General features: G+C 61.3%; 18 protein-coding genes. 12 read left to right on the top strand and 6 right to left on the bottom strand.

Going from position 1 to position 15,959, the window contains the following annotated elements:
- Positions 1–50: 50 nt before the first annotated feature.
- From ACK509_RS10960 to cofG, 5 genes are all read left to right on the top strand, one after another.
- Entirely contained in the window at positions 51–956 is a 906-nt protein-coding gene (locus ACK509_RS10960; protein WP_410766573.1) for a complex I NDUFA9 subunit family protein, read from the top strand.
- 216 nt (positions 957–1,172) lie between these two features.
- Positions 1,173–2,357: a tubulin/FtsZ family protein gene (locus ACK509_RS10955; protein WP_410766572.1), complete on the top strand. Its 1,185-nt coding sequence runs from the start codon at positions 1,173–1,175 to the stop codon at positions 2,355–2,357.
- Complete coding sequence (locus ACK509_RS10950; RefSeq protein ID WP_410766571.1) at positions 2,326–3,117, top strand: hypothetical protein; 792 nt, start codon at positions 2,326–2,328, stop codon at positions 3,115–3,117. The genes ACK509_RS10955 and ACK509_RS10950 overlap by 32 nt, the downstream gene beginning before the upstream one ends.
- 6 nt (positions 3,118–3,123) lie before the next feature.
- Positions 3,124–3,738 carry a 2-phospho-L-lactate guanylyltransferase gene (gene cofC, locus ACK509_RS10945; RefSeq protein ID WP_410766570.1) on the top strand — a complete coding sequence of 205 codons (615 nt, stop codon included), beginning with the start codon at positions 3,124–3,126 and terminating at the stop codon, positions 3,736–3,738.
- A gap of 292 nt (positions 3,739–4,030) precedes the next feature.
- Positions 4,031–5,188, top strand: coding sequence for a 7,8-didemethyl-8-hydroxy-5-deazariboflavin synthase subunit CofG (cofG, locus tag ACK509_RS10940; RefSeq protein WP_410766569.1), 1,158 nt, complete (start codon positions 4,031–4,033; stop codon positions 5,186–5,188).
- Positions 5,189–5,221: 33 nt separating this feature from the next.
- Here the strand turns inward: cofG and ACK509_RS10935 are convergent, their stop codons facing one another.
- Both ACK509_RS10935 and cofH read right to left on the bottom strand, forming a co-directional pair.
- Positions 5,222–5,770, bottom strand: coding sequence for a metal-dependent hydrolase (locus ACK509_RS10935; protein WP_410766568.1), 549 nt, complete (start codon positions 5,768–5,770; stop codon positions 5,222–5,224).
- A gap of 12 nt (positions 5,771–5,782) precedes the next feature.
- Positions 5,783–7,153: a 7,8-didemethyl-8-hydroxy-5-deazariboflavin synthase subunit CofH gene (gene cofH, locus ACK509_RS10930; RefSeq protein ID WP_410766567.1), complete on the bottom strand. Its 1,371-nt coding sequence runs from the start codon at positions 7,151–7,153 to the stop codon at positions 5,783–5,785.
- Positions 7,154–7,285: 132 nt separating this feature from the next.
- Here cofH and ACK509_RS10925 point away from each other — a divergent pair, with 132 nt between their 5' ends.
- Together ACK509_RS10925 and ACK509_RS10920 are read left to right on the top strand one after the other, a co-directional pair.
- Complete coding sequence (locus ACK509_RS10925) at positions 7,286–7,678, top strand: DUF5518 domain-containing protein (protein WP_410766566.1); 393 nt, start codon at positions 7,286–7,288, stop codon at positions 7,676–7,678.
- 110 nt (positions 7,679–7,788) lie between these two features.
- On the top strand, positions 7,789–8,037 hold the full coding sequence (locus ACK509_RS10920; protein WP_410766565.1) for a hypothetical protein: 249 nt from the start codon (positions 7,789–7,791) through the stop codon (positions 8,035–8,037).
- A gap of 48 nt (positions 8,038–8,085) precedes the next feature.
- Here ACK509_RS10920 and ACK509_RS10915 read toward each other — a convergent pair whose 3' ends face one another.
- Entirely contained in the window at positions 8,086–8,799 is a 714-nt protein-coding gene (locus ACK509_RS10915) for a DUF2270 domain-containing protein (RefSeq protein ID WP_410766564.1), read from the bottom strand.
- Between the two features lie 229 nt (positions 8,800–9,028).
- Between ACK509_RS10915 and ACK509_RS10910 the strand changes: the two genes are divergently transcribed.
- The gene (locus ACK509_RS10910; protein WP_410766563.1) at positions 9,029–10,048 is read left to right on the top strand and encodes a phosphoribosylaminoimidazolesuccinocarboxamide synthase; all 1,020 of its coding nucleotides are present in this window, start codon (positions 9,029–9,031) and stop codon (positions 10,046–10,048) included.
- Between the two features lie 271 nt (positions 10,049–10,319).
- Here the strand turns inward: ACK509_RS10910 and ACK509_RS10905 are convergent, their stop codons facing one another.
- Positions 10,320–10,670 (bottom strand): VOC family protein, encoded by a 351-nt coding sequence (locus ACK509_RS10905; RefSeq protein ID WP_410766562.1) that lies wholly within the window; start codon positions 10,668–10,670, stop codon positions 10,320–10,322.
- 33 nt (positions 10,671–10,703) lie between these two features.
- Positions 10,704–11,690: a formyltetrahydrofolate deformylase gene (locus tag ACK509_RS10900; protein ID WP_410766561.1), complete on the bottom strand. Its 987-nt coding sequence runs from the start codon at positions 11,688–11,690 to the stop codon at positions 10,704–10,706.
- A gap of 177 nt (positions 11,691–11,867) precedes the next feature.
- Between ACK509_RS10900 and ACK509_RS10895 the strand changes: the two genes are divergently transcribed.
- The 4 genes from ACK509_RS10895 to purQ all read left to right on the top strand — a co-directional run bounded on the left by ACK509_RS10895 (position 11,868) and on the right by purQ (position 14,033).
- Positions 11,868–12,107: a hypothetical protein gene (locus ACK509_RS10895; protein ID WP_410766560.1), complete on the top strand. Its 240-nt coding sequence runs from the start codon at positions 11,868–11,870 to the stop codon at positions 12,105–12,107.
- A 47-nt stretch (positions 12,108–12,154) separates the two neighbouring features.
- Positions 12,155–13,033: a winged helix-turn-helix domain-containing protein gene (locus ACK509_RS10890; RefSeq protein ID WP_410766559.1), complete on the top strand. Its 879-nt coding sequence runs from the start codon at positions 12,155–12,157 to the stop codon at positions 13,031–13,033.
- Positions 13,034–13,105: 72 nt separating this feature from the next.
- Complete coding sequence (purS, locus tag ACK509_RS10885; protein WP_410766558.1) at positions 13,106–13,357, top strand: phosphoribosylformylglycinamidine synthase subunit PurS; 252 nt, start codon at positions 13,106–13,108, stop codon at positions 13,355–13,357.
- 1 nt (position 13,358) lies between these two features.
- Positions 13,359–14,033, top strand: coding sequence for a phosphoribosylformylglycinamidine synthase I (gene purQ, locus ACK509_RS10880; RefSeq protein WP_410766557.1), 675 nt, complete (start codon positions 13,359–13,361; stop codon positions 14,031–14,033).
- On the opposite strand, the gene ACK509_RS10875 is transcribed toward purQ, so the two are convergent.
- Positions 14,034–15,506, bottom strand: coding sequence for an HTTM domain-containing protein (locus ACK509_RS10875; RefSeq protein ID WP_410766556.1), 1,473 nt, complete (start codon positions 15,504–15,506; stop codon positions 14,034–14,036).
- Positions 15,507–15,959: the final 453 nt, after the last annotated feature.

Below are 15,959 nucleotides of genomic sequence, written 5' to 3'. Positions count from 1 at the left end.
CCACCGGTATCTCCCGTTAGCTTTACCGTCATTCCGTCGAACATTAGAGCATGAACGTGCTTGTTGTCGGCGGCAGTGGATTCATCGGAACACACCTGTGCCGAGAGCTGTCCTCGCGCGGACACAGTGTGACGGCGATGTCACGGGACCCGAGCAGTGCCGACCTCCCAGACGGCGTGGAGGGCGTCGCAGGCGACATCACGGACTACGACTCCATCGTAGACGCCTTCGAGGGGAAAGACGCCGTGGTGAACCTCGTCGCCCTCTCGCCGCTGTTCGAACCGAAAGGCGGCAACAAGATGCACGACATCATCCACCGACAGGGGACCGCCAATGCGGTGAGCGCCGCCGAAGAACACGGCGTCTCGCGGTTCGTTCAGATGAGCGCGCTGGGTGCCGACCCCAACGGGGACACTGCGTACATCCGCGCGAAGGGGAATGCAGAGGCCGCAGTCACCGACTCCGACCTCGAGTGGGTCATCTTCCGACCGTCGGTCGTCTTCGGCGACGGCGGTGAGTTCGTCTCTTTCACGAAACGACTCAAGGGGATGTTCGCCCCTGGCGTGCCGCTCTACCCACTCCCCGGCAATGGGAAAACGCGCTTCCAGCCGATTTGGGTCGGTGACCTCGTGCCGATGCTCGCGGACGCAGTGGAGGACGACGCACACGTCGGTCAGACCTACACGATTGGCGGGCCGGAAAAGCTCACCCTCCGAACGATTACGGAGATGGTCTACGATTCGGAGAACAAGTCGATTTCCATCGTCCCGCTTCCGATGGCGCTCGCAGGCGTCGGGTTGACCGTCTTGGGCGCAGTACCGGGGTTCCCGATGGGCCCAGACCAGTACCGGTCGCTTCAGTTCGACAACACCACCACTGACAATCAGGTCGAGGCCTTTGGGGTCTCCGAATCAGACATGAAAACGTTCGAACAGTATCTCACCGAGCGGCCCTGACTGACAGGCGCGCGCTCACCGTTCAGATTAACCTAATATAAAAACCCGAATTTTCGCCTCGTTAGTAAACGGCCAAAAAGTATAATGAGGAGTTAATGGCTTCTCTCCGTCTTCCGTTTTTTCCACCTAATATGTCTGTGTAGGTACAGAAATCCATCACAACGCTTATGTCCACGTTTGTACTGGCATTTACGCAATGGAGAGGGGACCGAACCCATGAAGCTTGCAATGATCGGATTCGGGCAAGCTGGTGGAAAAATCGTCGACAAATTTGTCGAATATGACCGCCAACGCAACGCGGGCATCGTCCGCGCGGCCGTCGCAGTGAACTCTGCGAAGGCCGACTTGCTCGGATTGAAGAACATCCCGAAGGACCAGCGCGTCCTCATCGGCCAGTCTCGCGTAAAGGGACACGGCGTCGGTGCGGACAACGAACTCGGCGCGGAAATCGCCGAAGAGGACATCGACGAAGTGCAGGGTGCAATCGACAGCATCCCCGTCCACGAAGTCGATGCGTTCCTCGTCGTCTCCGGTCTCGGCGGTGGGACCGGTTCCGGCGGTGCGCCCGTGCTCGCAAAGCACCTCAAGCGCATCTACACCGAACCCGTCTACGGACTCGGTGTCCTCCCCGGTTCCGACGAGGGTGGCATCTACACGCTCAACGCCGCACGCTCGTTCCAGACGTTCGTCCGCGAGGTCGACAACCTCCTCGTGTTCGACAACGACGCGTGGCGGAAGACCGGCGAGTCCGTCCAAGGCGGCTACGACGAGATCAACGAAGAGATCGTCAACCGCTTCGGCGTACTCTTCGGTGCGGGCGAGGTCAAAGACGGAGCAAACGTCGCAGAGAGTGTCGTTGACTCCTCCGAGATTATCAACACGCTCGCTGGCGGCGGCGTCTCCACCGTTGGCTACGCCTCCGAAGGTGTCGAACCCAAGAAGAAGAGCGGCGGTCTGTTGTCCCGTATCACCGGTGGCAACGAGGCAGACGACAACCTCGACACCGCACACACGACCAACCGCATCACCAGCCTCGTTCGCAAAGCCGCACTCGGCCGCCTGACGCTCCCCTGTGAGATCGAAGGCTCTGAGCGCGCACTGCTCGTCCTCGCTGGCCCGCCGGAGCATCTGAACAGAAAAGGCATAGAGCGCGGGCGGAAGTGGATCGAGGAGCAGACCGGGTCGATGGAAGTCCGCGGTGGAGACTACCCGATTCCGGGTGCTGGCAAGGTCGCCAGTGTCATCCTTCTGTCGGGCGTGACGAACGTCCCGCGCATCAAGGAACTCCAGCAAGTTGCTATCGAAGCCCAAGACAACATCGAAGAGATCCGTGAGGAGAGCGATTCCAATCTGGAGAACCTCGTAAACGATGACGAAGACGAACTGGAATCGCTTTTCTAAGCTGGCGTTCGCACTCGTCGTACTCCTGTCGGTCGTTGCGGTTCCGGCAGGCGCCGTGAGCGTCGCGTCTGAGGACGTCACCTCGGACGCCGCCGTCGGTGACCAGGTGACCGCATCGGTCACCCTCGACGAGCTGTATCAGAACCCAGAACTCGAATCGTGGACCCTCGCAGGGAACACGGAACTCGAGTCCGTGACGTGGACCGTCACGTACTACGACCAGACGGGTGCGAAAGTCGGTCAGGAATCCTTCGACGGGCAGAACTTCACCGGTGGCGAAATCGCCGCCGCTGACGGAACGAGCGAAGTCGAAGTCAAAGTGACCGGGACGGTGCCGGAAGTCGAGGCGTACTCGTACGACCCCGCACAGTCCTTTACGGTCATGTCGCTCAACCAGACCCGCGAAGGCGGTTCCAGCAACGATATCGGGGCGTGGAGCGCAACCCACCACACCGATGACAGTGCGGCCGCACGCACGGCGTTAGATTCCGCAGAGGCGGCTATCGCGTCGTCTTCGGGCAACACCCAAGAGGCTCAGCAGTCGTTCAACAACGCTGTTGACGCCTACGAAAGCGGTAACTTCGACCTCGCAACGACGCTGGCCGAAGAAGCAGAGACGCGCGCGAACCAAGCAAACCAGTCGAGCCAAACCACCCAACTGCTCATCTACGCTGTGGGTGGACTCGTCGTCGTTGCCCTGCTCGCCGGTGGCTTCCTCTACTGGCGTTCGCAGCAGGACACCTACGACAAACTGGGCTGATTCTCTGTGCGGGTCGTCGTCCCGTTCGGGGTGCAATCCCCGAAGACGCGACTCGACTCTCTGTTCTCACTCGCCAAGCGACGCGAACTCGCAGTGGCGATGCTCCACGACGTCCTCGACGCACTCGACGGACACGACCCGGTCGTCGTCGCGGACGCGCCGCTCGAATCATCTCTCGACGCTCCTGTCGAACTCGACGAACGACCGTTGACGGATGTCGTTGCAGCGCGACTCGGTGGCGACGAACCTGTTGCCGTCGTCATGGCCGACCTCGCGCTCGCAACGTCTGATTCACTCACGCGACTGTTCGAAACGCCCGGCGATATCGTCGCCGCGCCCGGACTCGGTGGGGGGACGAACGCGCTCGTCGTTCGACATCCGGATTTCACGGTTGATTATCACGGCGCGTCTATCTGTGACCACAGACGAATTGCGAGCGATATCGGTGCAACGTTCTCCGAACTCGATTCGATGCGACTGGCGATAGATATCGACAAACCGAGAGACCTCGCCGAAGTCCTCATCCACGGTGAGGGGCGCACGAAGGCGTGGCTCATCGACGCAGGTATCGAGTTGAAAGAGACCGATAGCCGTGTTTCCGTGAGCCGAGTACGCCGATAGGACCATAATGTTTGCCAACAAATACCAACTGGCGCGGTGATAGACGTGTGCCCGGCGGGAACTGAGGCCACGCGTGCCGCGCCCTCCCGTGCCGTCATCATGACGTCGCGTGAGGCGGAGTGGATCCGAACAGCAGTGGGAGAGCCGAGCAATTCGACAGCAGTCGTTTTGCGCGCAACACCGCGATTCGGAGAGTCGAGCATGTGTCTGGCACCACCACTCGACTCCTTTTTGAGTTCCAGAATCGACCACGAGTGACACGTTTTTGAGGGTCGAATACAGACCGAGAGGTATGTTCGTGGGTGCCGACCAATACGACATCGAACTCGACATCGACCCGGACGATGCCGAGCGACTGCTGGCAGTTACTCCCGACGACGTTTCGGCACCCACCTCGCTGTCCTTCTCGCGGAACGTCTTCATTCCGCTCACCACTGCGTGTAGGTACACCTGCACCTACTGCACGTACTACGACGTCCCCAGCGAGGCGACGCTCATGTCGCCCGAGGAAATCCGCGAAGCCGTCACAGTCGGCGCGGACGCGGGGTGTACAGAAGCCCTGTTCACCTTCGGTGACGACCCCGACGCCCGCTACGCCGAAATCCACCGGCAACTCGACGAGTGGGGCTACGACACCATCCGCGACTACCTCTATCGCGCCTGCGAAATCGCGCTCGAAGAGGGCCTACTTCCGCACTCGAACCCCGGCGACTTGACCCGTGAGTCGTTCGAGAAACTCGCGCCCGTCAACGCCAGTATGGGCGTGATGCTGGAGACGACTGCCGACGTGGACGCGCACTCCGGCAACCGCCGGAAGACGCCCGGCCAACGACTCAACACCATCCGCGCCGCCGGTGAGGTTGGCATGCCTTTCACCACTGGTATCCTCGTCGGCATCGGCGAGACGTGGCGTGACCGGGCCGAAAGCCTGCTCGCAATCCGTGACCTCCACGAACGCTACGGCCACGTACAGGAGGTCATCGTCCAGAACGTCGTCCCGAACGAGCGCTCGTCGTTCGAACGTCCGTCGCTCGAAACGATGCGCCGCGTGGTTTCGATGGCCCGTGTCGCACTGCCAGAAGAAATCTCCGTGCAGGTGCCACCGAACCTCTCGAACGCCACCGAACTCGTCGAGTGCGGCGTCGATGACCTCGGCGGCGTCTCCCCCGTCACTGACGACTACATCAACCCGGACTACAAGTGGCCCGCCCTCCGCGAACTCGCCGATATCGCCGACACGGCGGGAGTCCCACTTCGAGAGCGACTTCCAGTCTACAATCGCTTCCTGCCGGAATCATTCCGAGGTGACGACGAAGATGTGGCTGCTGGCGCAGACGATGGCGCGTGGCTTCGCGCACCCATCGCCGACCGTCTTCGGTCAGATGACGTTCACGGCAAGCGACTTCGCGGTGTCGCACACGGAGACGGGCCGCTCGCAGTGCCGAAGTAAGATGACTCGCGTGGTCGAATCAGCGACTGATTTTCAGATACCGAACCACTCGGGCATGCGCTTGCGGAATCCAGTGTAGAAGAGCGCGATAGCGACGCCGAGCGCGACGAACACTCGAATCGTCCCGTCGAAGGCGAGAAACCCGGGGACGAACAAGACCAGCGTCAGTGCGAGGTCCTCAGGTGCGCCGTCGTATCTGACGATGTACTTCGGTCGAAGCCAGCGCCGAAGTGGGTGGACGTACACCGCGCGCGGCGAGGTTCGATTCCACGGACGCAGTTCGTCGCCCGCGCCGAACCAGTCTGTAATCGAGTGCAACCCCGCCGAGAGGAAGAAGAACGCGCCAGCGACGAATATCGGTGCTGGCGCGGCGAGTGCGACCGCGCCGACGAGGAGACCAGCGACGGAGTAGTAGACGGGAAAGTGCAGGCTCTTACGATGGGTTCCAACGAACAGGTCCACGTCGGGGAAGACTCCGCCCACGAGGGAACCGAGCGCCGCCACCATCGCGAGTTCGGGCGCGACCACGGTAAGTGCGGCCGCGAGCGAGAGCCCCGCCGCGGCGTGCGTCGTCGCCATCATCGTGGGCGAACCTCAATCATCCGCCGCCGCAGGTGAATTTTGGTTCGTCAGCATCGGCGTTCCGTCCGCTCGCGGACCGAGCATCGGCCCGTGAGAGTCGTCGTCGATATCGAGCGGTCGGCGCGTCCGGTAATCGGTCGAGCGCTCGACCGGTTGTCGGCCGATTGCGGTTATCATCTCGACGTACTCGTCGAAGGAGCGGAATTCTCCAAATTCGCCGCCTGCGCGCTTCGTGATTTCCTCGGAGAGAATCGTCCCCATCAGGTCGTCCGCGCCGCAGTTGAGCAGTTTCAGGGCTTTCGCGTTGCCGAACTTCACCCACGAGGACTGGATGTGTTCCACGTTGTCTAAGAAGAGGCGCGCGACGGCAATCATGAGTTCGTCTTCGTCGTCCGACGCGCCCCCGGTCACGAGTCCGCGGTCGTAGAGCGGCGTGTTCTGGTAGACGAACGAGAGCGGAACGAACTCCCTAATTCCGCCGTAGCGGTCCTGCAAGTCGCGGATGACTTTCAGATGGCGCACGCGGTGCATCTCGTTCTCGACGTGGCCGTACATGATAGTCGCCGTCACGTCTAATCCGGCGTCCATCGCACCTTCCATCCCAGCGACCCACTCGTCGGTGCCGATTTTCCCGGGGCAAATCACGTCGCGCACCTCGGGGACAAGAATCTCGGCCGCGGTTCCGGGCGCGCTGTCGAGTCCGGCGTCTGCGAGTCGGCGGTACACGTCTTCGTAACTCCAGTCGGTGCCCCGCTTAGCGTGGTGGGCTTCTTCCGGCGTCATCGAGTGGACGTGGACGTCATCGACAGACATCGCCTCCAGTTGGGCGGTGTAGCTCACGGGGTCGGCGTCGTAGACTTCGGGCGGTTTGTAGTTCACCTCGGCGGCGGGGTTGTCGTAGTCGGTGAGGATTTCGCGGTGTTCCTCGTCGAGGACGAGCGCCGGGTGGAGACCGGAGACAGAAGTGACTTCGTAGATACCCATCTCGACGGCACCCTCGACGATTTCTCGTGACTCCGTGGGCGTCTTGGTGAACCCCGAGTGTTCGATGTCCGAATCGGATTCGAACAGGTGAGCGGTGTTCTTGAAGTTACAGAAGAGACATCCAGTCGTACACGCCGTCGTCACGTTGTTGTTCAGATTGGCGACGAAAGTCACCTCGTCGCCGACCATCTCGGCGCGGCGACGGTCCGCCGCTTCGAGGACGAGTTCCTTCCGCACGGGGTCGATTCCCTCGAATCCCGTCCCCGTCGTCATCAGTTCGACGCCGTCGTCGATGGTGAGTCGCACCCCCGCTCGCGCCTTCTCCAGGGCGTTCTCGAACGACTGGTCGGTTTCGGGAACGTGTTCGAATCCGAAGTCGTCGCGCGCGGGGCCAGACATGATAGAGATTGACGACCCACGGTGCTAAAAACGGGGCGGTCCCGGTGGCCTCCGCCGGAGTCGAAATCACGCGACTCCGTGCTGTCCGAAAGCAGAGAAAGGATTAGGCCATCGGGTTGCATGGGTTGAGTCATGTCACAACCATCGCGACAGGACGACAACGAGAGCATCCTCTTTTCGGCACTCGTCGGTGCGGCCGTGAGCATCGTCCTCTCGTTCATCCCCTTTTCTCCGATTCTGGGCGGCGCAGTCGCGGGCTACCTCACGGGGAGCGACCGTGATCTCGCGCTCAAATCCGGCGCGCTCTCGGGCGTCTTCCTGAGTCTCGTCGGTCTCGTCATCGGTGCTATCGTCTTCTTGTTCTTCAGCTTCTTCGCCATCTTCGCGCCGTCAGAAGTCGGACTCGGTCTCCTCGGATTCGCCATTATCGGCCTGTTCGTCTTCGTCCTCACGCTGCTCTACACTGTCGGTCTCAGCGCCCTCGGTGGCTACCTCGGCGCGTACCTGCACGAAGAGTTCGCCTGAGTATTCTCGCCACACTACGACACTCACCAGTACGAAGTGGTTCGCGTTCCAGACCGTCGGAGACAGGCCCAATTAGCTATTTTGCGCTCGTGCCCCCACATCGAGGTCCAATGTCCGACGACACTGAAGCGGACGTGACCGACCGCAACCCAGACATCGAAGACGACGAGGGCCACGGAATCACCGTCGAAGGCGGTGGCGACGCCGGTGCCTCGTCGCCCGAGGAGAGCGAGGAAGTCGAGGCGGAGAATCCGGACGAAGCCGAGGAACCGGACAAAGAAGACGAGATGCGCGCCGAGGAAGCCAAAGAGACCGAGAACGTCGATAACCACCGCGACGAGGAACCGTTCGAATCCTGAATCGTCGGGGGTGACCCAGACTTCGTCGCCGAACCCGTGGTTCGATCGTCAGCGCTCCCGTCGCCAGCGACCCGCTTCTTCGCCGTGGAACTCGCCGCGGGCCTCGCGCTCGTACGGCCAGAACGTCAAGGCGGTGATGGCGACGAAGAAGAGCGCGACGAGTCCGGCGATGAGGACCCCCGAGATACCCGGCACCGACGCCGTGACGGTCCACGGTTCCGACGGGGCGTAGAGCGTGACTCGGAAGACCCACGCCAGACCCAACAAGACGAAAACCGCGTAGTAGACGCGCCGAAGTCGGCGACCGACGGCCTCCCGAAACGTCACTTTCAGCGTCGGCGTCCGGAGGTCCGCCGCGAGTTCGACGCGCCACTCTTCGAGCGGGGCGTCGCCGGGGTCGAAGGCGTTTGCGAACACGTTCTCTTCGAGCAGTCGAATCCGGGCGCGACTCGCGTCGAAGGTGCGGTAGCGCCGCACGTCGAACAGTAAGAAAAGGACCACGCCGATTAACCCGATGAGCAACAGGTACGCAGAGGAATCGGGGCCTTGGAAGGCGAGCGCCAAGACGACGGTGACGAGGACGATAGCCCAGTCGGTCGTAAGGTCGAGTCGTGACAGGAGATTTCCCGATTGCGAGACCTCGCCGCGATAGTAGTGGGGGATGAGCGAGAGGAACTCGTCGCGTTTGGTCCCCGCCCCTGCAGCGACTGCTCTCGCCTCGGTGGTCGTCGCGTCGAAATCGTCCGTGTTCTGGTCGGTCATCAGCCACCGCCCGCGGGGTGGGCGTGCAGTCGGCGTTCGGCGGTGCGTCGAGTGACAGACGAGGCGTGTAACATCGGTTACAGTTGGCTCCGAACCCAGATGAACTACTCGCGTCAGGTCCCGCTGGAAACCGAGAATATGCACAGTCGTGAATATATATTACTCCTGCGTCTCCAAGATACGCACAGAAGTGGAAGGTTCTTAGTGGGTGGCCTGCGCAGGGGCGACCATGACCAGCGTGAAGGACTTCCGCGTCGAGGAGGAACCGACGGCGACGGACCTCGGTCGGGGCCGCTTCGTCTTCACCGACCGCTACTCCGTGTTCGACTGGGGCGAGATGCCCGACCACATCCCGAACAAGGGCGCGAGTCTCTGTCTGATGGGCGCGTACAACTTCGAACTCTTGGACGTGAACCACGTCCCCACGCACTACCTGGGCGTCGTCGAAGACGGCGAAGTGAAGGAACTCGGCGAGTGCGAGTCGCCGCCGACCGAGATGGCAATCGAACTGACGCAGGTCCCCGACCTGCCGCACGTCGATGGCGCGTACGACTACGACGCCTACCACGATGCCGCGGGCGACAACTTCCTGATTCCGCTCGAAATCGTGTTTCGGAACACGGTTCCTGTGGGTTCCAGCCTCCGAAAGCGCGGGACGCCCGCCGACTACGGCCTCGAGTACGAGGAGTGGCCGGACGAACCCATCTCGCTTCCAACTCCCGTCGTCGAATTCTCCACGAAGTACGAAGAACAAGACCGCTACCTGAGCCGCGAGGAGGCCGACGAAATCGCAGGCAAAGTCGATATCGACCGCCTCGAAGAACTCGCACTCGCGGTCAACCACATCCTCACCGACCGCGCTGCGAAATCCGGATTCAGCCACGAAGACGGGAAAATCGAGTGTCTGTACCACGACGGAACCGTCAAAGTCGGCGACGTGGTCGGGACGTTCGACGAGAATCGCTTCTCCTACGACGGCCAGCAAGTCTCGAAGGAAGTCGTCCGCCAGTACTACAAGCGCGTCCAACCCGAGTGGGTCGATGCCGTGAAAGCCGCGAAGAAAGAGGCCCTCGAAACGGGCGAACCCGAATGGCGCGGTGAGTGTGACATCGAACCCGAACACCTCCCCGACGAAATCGTGGATACACTCGCTGACCTCTACTGCGCGGGAACCAACGCGTACGTGCAGTACGACTGGTTCGACGCACCCGACATCGAAGCGGCAGTCGCGGCGGTTCAAGATATATAACTGTCCAGTACTGCTCCGGGTTCGCGCTACAGCACCCAGTACTCGTACTGGTCGTTTCGCCGTTTAAAATGAGCGTGTGCGCCGTCTAGAAGTCTCGCCCGGTCGCTTCTTCTGCGACTTCCTCGACTCCCTCCGAGAGTGCCTCGTCGGTGCCGCCATCGAGGTATCCTTCGACCATCTCCGCCAGTATCTTGAGAACGTTCATGCCTACGTGACTGTCTGCGTATTGAATAAGATATTGGCTGTCGGATTACAGAAACGGTGGCGAGTACTACGCGTACTGCTCGTTTTTGTCCGACCCATCGGGGTCGAAACACACGAACTCGACTCTGTTTCCTTCGGGGTCGATAGTCGTGTGTGCTTGGTCGATGCCTTCGTAGCCGTCAGTCTCGGTTCGGTCGAAGAGGACGAAGACGGCTTCGTGACCCGCCGCGCTCTCGCCGAGGCCAAAGAAGGCCATGGTATCGTACTCACCGATTTGCTCTCCGAGTCCGACGACGTCGCGGTAGAAGGTGTACATCGTCTCGAACGCTTCGACTCGGAGGGCGAACTCGCCAAGGGCACGAACTGCACCGGGACCGTCGGGTCGGCCACTAAAATCAGGAGGTGGAGAATCGGTCATCCCCCTCAGTGGGAGGGGAACTGAGAAAAATACTCAGTCTTCAGACTGGTCGGGGGCGAGCGCCTCTTTCGAGACGTCGAGTGCATCGACGATACCGTCGACGGGACGGTCGGGGTTCGACGCTTGGGCTTCGCGGGTCAAGCCGAGTTGGTACTCCTCTGAGCTGACCTCTTCGCGGAGGCTCGTCCGGCCACGGTGGACGGTGAGTGCGTCGTTGAGGTGGAGTTGTACGGCTTCGAGCAGGGCGTCTGCTTCGAGCGGTTGCCCTCGCGTCTTGATTTCGTCGAGCGTCGCGTCGTCGGGCACGTCGAAGGCGCGCTGAGCGATAATCGGCCCTTGGTCGAGGTCCGTCGTCACGTAGTGAGCGGTGACGCCAGCGATGCGAACACCCTCTTCTTTCGCCTGTCGGTAGGCCGCCGCACCGGGGAACGCTGGGAGGAGCGACGGGTGGATGTTGATGATGCGGTCCTCGTAGCGGAAGACGACTTTGGGGCCGAGAATCCGCATGTAGCGGGCGAGGACGATGAGGTCCACGTCGTACTGTTCGAGGAGTTCGAGGAGACGGTCCTCGTTGGCAGTGCCTTTCTCGTCGCCGATGTCGTGGAACGGAACGTCGTAGTGGTCTGCCAGGGGTTCGAGCGTACTTCGGTTGCCGATAACGACCGAGATGTCGGCACCGAGGTCGTCGTTCGCCCACGCTTCGAAGAGGGCTTCCAGACAGTGCGATTCCTTCGTCACGAGTACCGCGATTTCGCGGGTGCCACGGTCGGCAGGGAACCGTACTCGGATATCAACGCCGAGGTCGTCGCCGAGTTCCGTCAGGGCTTCTCGGAGTTCCTCGGGTGAGGTCGTCATACTCGACGTATCGGCGTGGAGGGTCATCCGGAAGATGCCTTCACGAACCGCCTGGTCGAGGTCCTCGATGTTGATTCCGCGCTCGAACAGCAACGTGGTCACGTTCGCGATGAGTCCGGTCTTGTCTCCTCCGATGACCGTAATTTCGGTTAACTCGCGCGTCATGCCGTCACCTCCAGCTGTTCGATGCTGAACATAACACTCCTTGCGTGGGCGAGTGGTAAACGCCTGTCGCTCTCCGCAATCAGTTCGACTCGCTAACTGAACGACGCTTCTGTACGCGTTCGTACATAAATGTCATTCTGCTTTCGCTTATGTCGATTGCTGTCGTGAGAACGAGTGATGACTGCGAACGCCAGACGACCACTCCGACACCTAAACCGCCTCACGCCGATTCGACCGTTCGTCGCCCCACTCGTCGGCCTCGTCGTGCTGGCGATGCTTCTGCCGAGCATCGGTGCCGTGCTCGCACCCATCATCGCCGTGCTGCTTCTCGTCGGGTGGTGGCTCCTCGGTTTCGGATTGGCGCTCGCCACACCGTTCGCAGTCGTCACCGCGGTCTCGATAGTGGCCGAAAGATGAGTCACGCCCACAAACCCGTTAAGTCAGACTCTGACGTGTCAGAATCTATGCCTGCCCGCGAGATACCGGAGATAATCGACGCAGAGACGGAGGCCGCATTTTCGCTCTTGGCCGACGAGACGCGGTTGTCGATTCTTCGTGTGCTTGCCGACTCGCCGCACGAGAAACTGACGTTCTCACAACTGCGCGGGCGTGTTGGCATCGCCGACAGCGGCCGGTTCAACTACCACCTCGGGAAGCTCACCAACCTCTTCGTGAAGAAGACGGAGGGGGGCTACGAGCTGCGACTCGCCGGGTGGATGGTCGTCGGTGCGATTCTCGCCGGGTCGTACACCCGCGGCGAGGACATCGGCCCAGTTCCGGTCAGCGCGCCCTGTGCAGTCTGCGGTGGAACCGTCGAAGCGACCTACGCCAACGAGACGGTCGCTATCGCCTGTGTCGACTGCGACCAACAGTACACGAGTGCGGGCATCCCACCGGGCGTGTTCGAAGGATACGACGACGCCGACTTAGCGGACGTGGCTGACTTGTACACCCGGTCGGTGTTCTCACAGGCGCGACTCGGTTTCTGTTCGCGGTGCCACGGGCGCATCGAACCGCGCCTCGTGACCGACACGAGCGAGTTGTTGATGCACGACTGCAAGGGCCCCACCGCGGCCTACACCTGCGAGCGATGCCACGACGAACACATTTCGAGCGTTCATCTGGCCTTCATCGACCACCCGGCGGTGGTTTCGTTCTACTACGACCACGACGTGGACCTCACGCGACCGCACCTCTGGGGAGGTCCGTGGCAAAGCAAACCCACGGTCGAACTCGAATCTGAAGACCCACTGCGTGCCCGCGTGGAGTTCGCCGCTGGCGACGAGACCCTGCGGCTCTCCGTCGACGACGCCCTCAGCGTCCTCGATATCGAGCGCCAGTAATCAATATACACATCTGTGTATAACTAACTGAACCCAAAACCGTTTTTGCACATCACTACGCATCAGCATCTGATGACGACCTACACCGCGACGGTGACGGTGCGACTCAAGCACGGCGTGCTGGACCCGGAGGCGGAGACGACAAAGCGCGCACTGGAGCGACTCGGCTACGAACTCGAAGCCTTGCGCTTTACCGAGCAGTACGAAGTTGACCTCGAAGCCGAGAGCGCCGAGGACGCCGAAGAACGCGCCACCGAGATGGCAGACCGTCTTCTGGCGAATCCGACTATCCACGACTACGACGTCGTCGTCACCGAGGCCTGAGATGATTGCTGTCATCCAGTTCGGTGGGTCGAACTGTGACCGTGACGCGGTTCGCGCTCTCTCGGACCTCGGTTTCGAGGCCGAACGCGTCTGGCACGAAGATTCGCTCCCCGAGAACACGACGGGCATCATGCTCCCCGGTGGGTTCTCCTACGGTGACTACCTCCGCGGTGGCGCGATGGCCGCACGCTCCCCTGTGATGAACGCCGTCCGCGACGCAATCGAGGACGGAATTCCAGTCCTCGGTGTCTGTAACGGCGCGCAGGTTGGCTGTGAGTCGGGTCTCACACCCGGCGTCTTCACGACGAACGCCAGCGCCCGCTTCCAGTGTGAACGCGTCTACCTCCGCGTCGAGAACGCCGATACCCCGTGGACCAGCGCCTACGAGGAAGGCGAGGTCATCGAACTCCCTATCGCCCACGGCGAAGGTCGATTCGAAATCGACGACGAGGGCTACGAAGCACTCGAAAACGAGAACCGGATTCTCTTCCGCTACTGTGATGCAGACGGCAACGTCACCGACGAGGCCAACCCCAACGGCTCACGCGGCAACGTCGCAGGCATCCTCGGCGACAACGAATCTATCGCCGTGTTGATGCCGCACCCCGAGCGCGCGTCGCTTCCGACGCTGGGCAACACCGACGGCCGCGGCGTCCTCCAGGGCTTCGGCAATTAATCAGCACTGGTAGGTCGCGAGCGTCTCCGTCCGCGACCCGCCCGCGTTCGCTCCGGCACGGTCGAACTTTCTGAGCGTCAGCGTGACGTGCTCCAACTCGGTGTCGTGGGTCTCGGCCCAGTGGTCGCAGACGTGCTGTGAGAAGCTCTCGATGACTACCGGGACGCGCATCATTCGCATGTTGGTGAGGTACTTTCGCCAGCGTGCCGTCTCGTAGGCAGCACCGTGTTCGAGCGTCTCGCTGACCGACTGTGCGTCCTTCGGGAAGGCGACCACCTCCTCGCCCGCGGTCGTCTCGCCGATGACCGCATAGCGCGTATCGAACGTCGGCGGTGAGGCGAACATCGGCCACGTGTAGTCCGTCGATGCCGCGGAGTCTGCGACCGGTTCGGGAGCGGGAACGTAGCCGAGGGTCATCCCGTTCCAGAGCGCCATGACCACCAAGCAACAGACGAGGGCGACGCGCAGCACGCGACGACCGGTTGTGAGGAGTCGATTCGTGGTACTCCCGCCATCCGAAACCACGTCGCCATCGGTTCCAGATTGGCGGGGGAAGAAATTCAGGAGCCCACTATCGACGACCGACTGCTCGATTCGGTCCCACACGCCCGAGTGAACGAACGGGACGAGCGCGGTGAGACTGATTGGTGGGAACATGCCGACGGTCATCATCACGAGCATGCCGACGTGGATGCTACCGAAGGCCGCCGCGAGTGCGGTTCGGTGACGGCCAGTAAGGAAAACGAGCAATCCCGACCCGACCAACAATCCCAGCCACGCCCACGTTGCGAGTTCCGAGAGGACTGGAAGCGACCCCACGGCGCGGCCAAGTGGCGTCGTGTACGTGTCGAGGTGGAGGATGATACGAACCTCTTCGCCACGAATCCAGCCGGAGTGTTGGAGTTTGAACAACCCCGTTACGGTGTAGACGAAGACGACTTGCAGCAGCAAGCCCGCCGACGCGACGCTGGCGACCACTCCGGATGAGTCGGGAGTCGTCGCACGGCGACGAGCATCGAGCGACCACCGGCGTCCGAGCGGGAGAAACAGCCCCCAAAAGAGGAGCCGTTCGAGCAACAGGTCGCCGCTGTTGAGCACGAGGAGGTTGCGAACGTGGAGCGAGAGCAGGAGGACGAGCGAGACGAGGGTGACGAATTTGGTTCGATAGCCCGCAATCAGGGCGACGGCGAACGCGCCCGCGACGACGAATAAGAGGGCCTGAAACCACAGCGCGCCCGAGAGCGCGTGGAGCGAGAGCGGTCCAATCGACGGCGTGACTTCGAAGGCGGCAGAACGGGGGAAGACGCCGGCGTCGGTGTAGAACGTGGAGAGGTTGCGCGCGCGAAGGAGGAGGTCGAAGAGGATGACGAAACCGAGCGCGATTCGAAACGCGGCGAGGGCGCGGGCGTCGATGGCGGCACGGCTCGCGAGTGCGCGTCGAACACGGGGGAGGTCAACGGGGAGGCGAATCATGACGACAGCGAAGCGAACTGCTCAGTAGAACGAACTGATGTGTCGAATAAATGCTTTCTCTCTCGCGGGTGAGCCACGGTAGTCAATTAGCAAAAAATGGCTCTGTTGAATCCCTTAAAATTTGACAGAAACCACGTGACGCAGATAGAGGGTGGATGCAGCACGCAGATGAGGGGTCTGCAATAAGTACTCGACATTTGAAATACGCGTGGATGAGATTCGGGTGTGAATTTTTTAATTCTAAACGGGTGTTACTCGCCTCGTCATTTAGGTTAAAAATACCATTACAATAGTCAGAACTTCCGTTAGTTGTTAGTATCCTGTTACAACATATGTCGTTTTAATCGACATTTTCGGAGTGACAGGAAACTGTCCACAACTATGAGTGACGAACGAAAGCAATCACGCTACCTTGATCGACGGACCGTTCTCAAAGCAGCTGGGGCTGCCAGC

The sequence above is a fragment of the Haloferax sp. DFSO60 genome (assembly GCF_046557615.1).
GTDB lineage: Archaea > Halobacteriota > Halobacteria > Halobacteriales > Haloferacaceae > Haloferax.
Note: the sequence above shows the minus strand (reverse complement) of the source record. Positions and strands in the feature narration are given on the sequence as shown.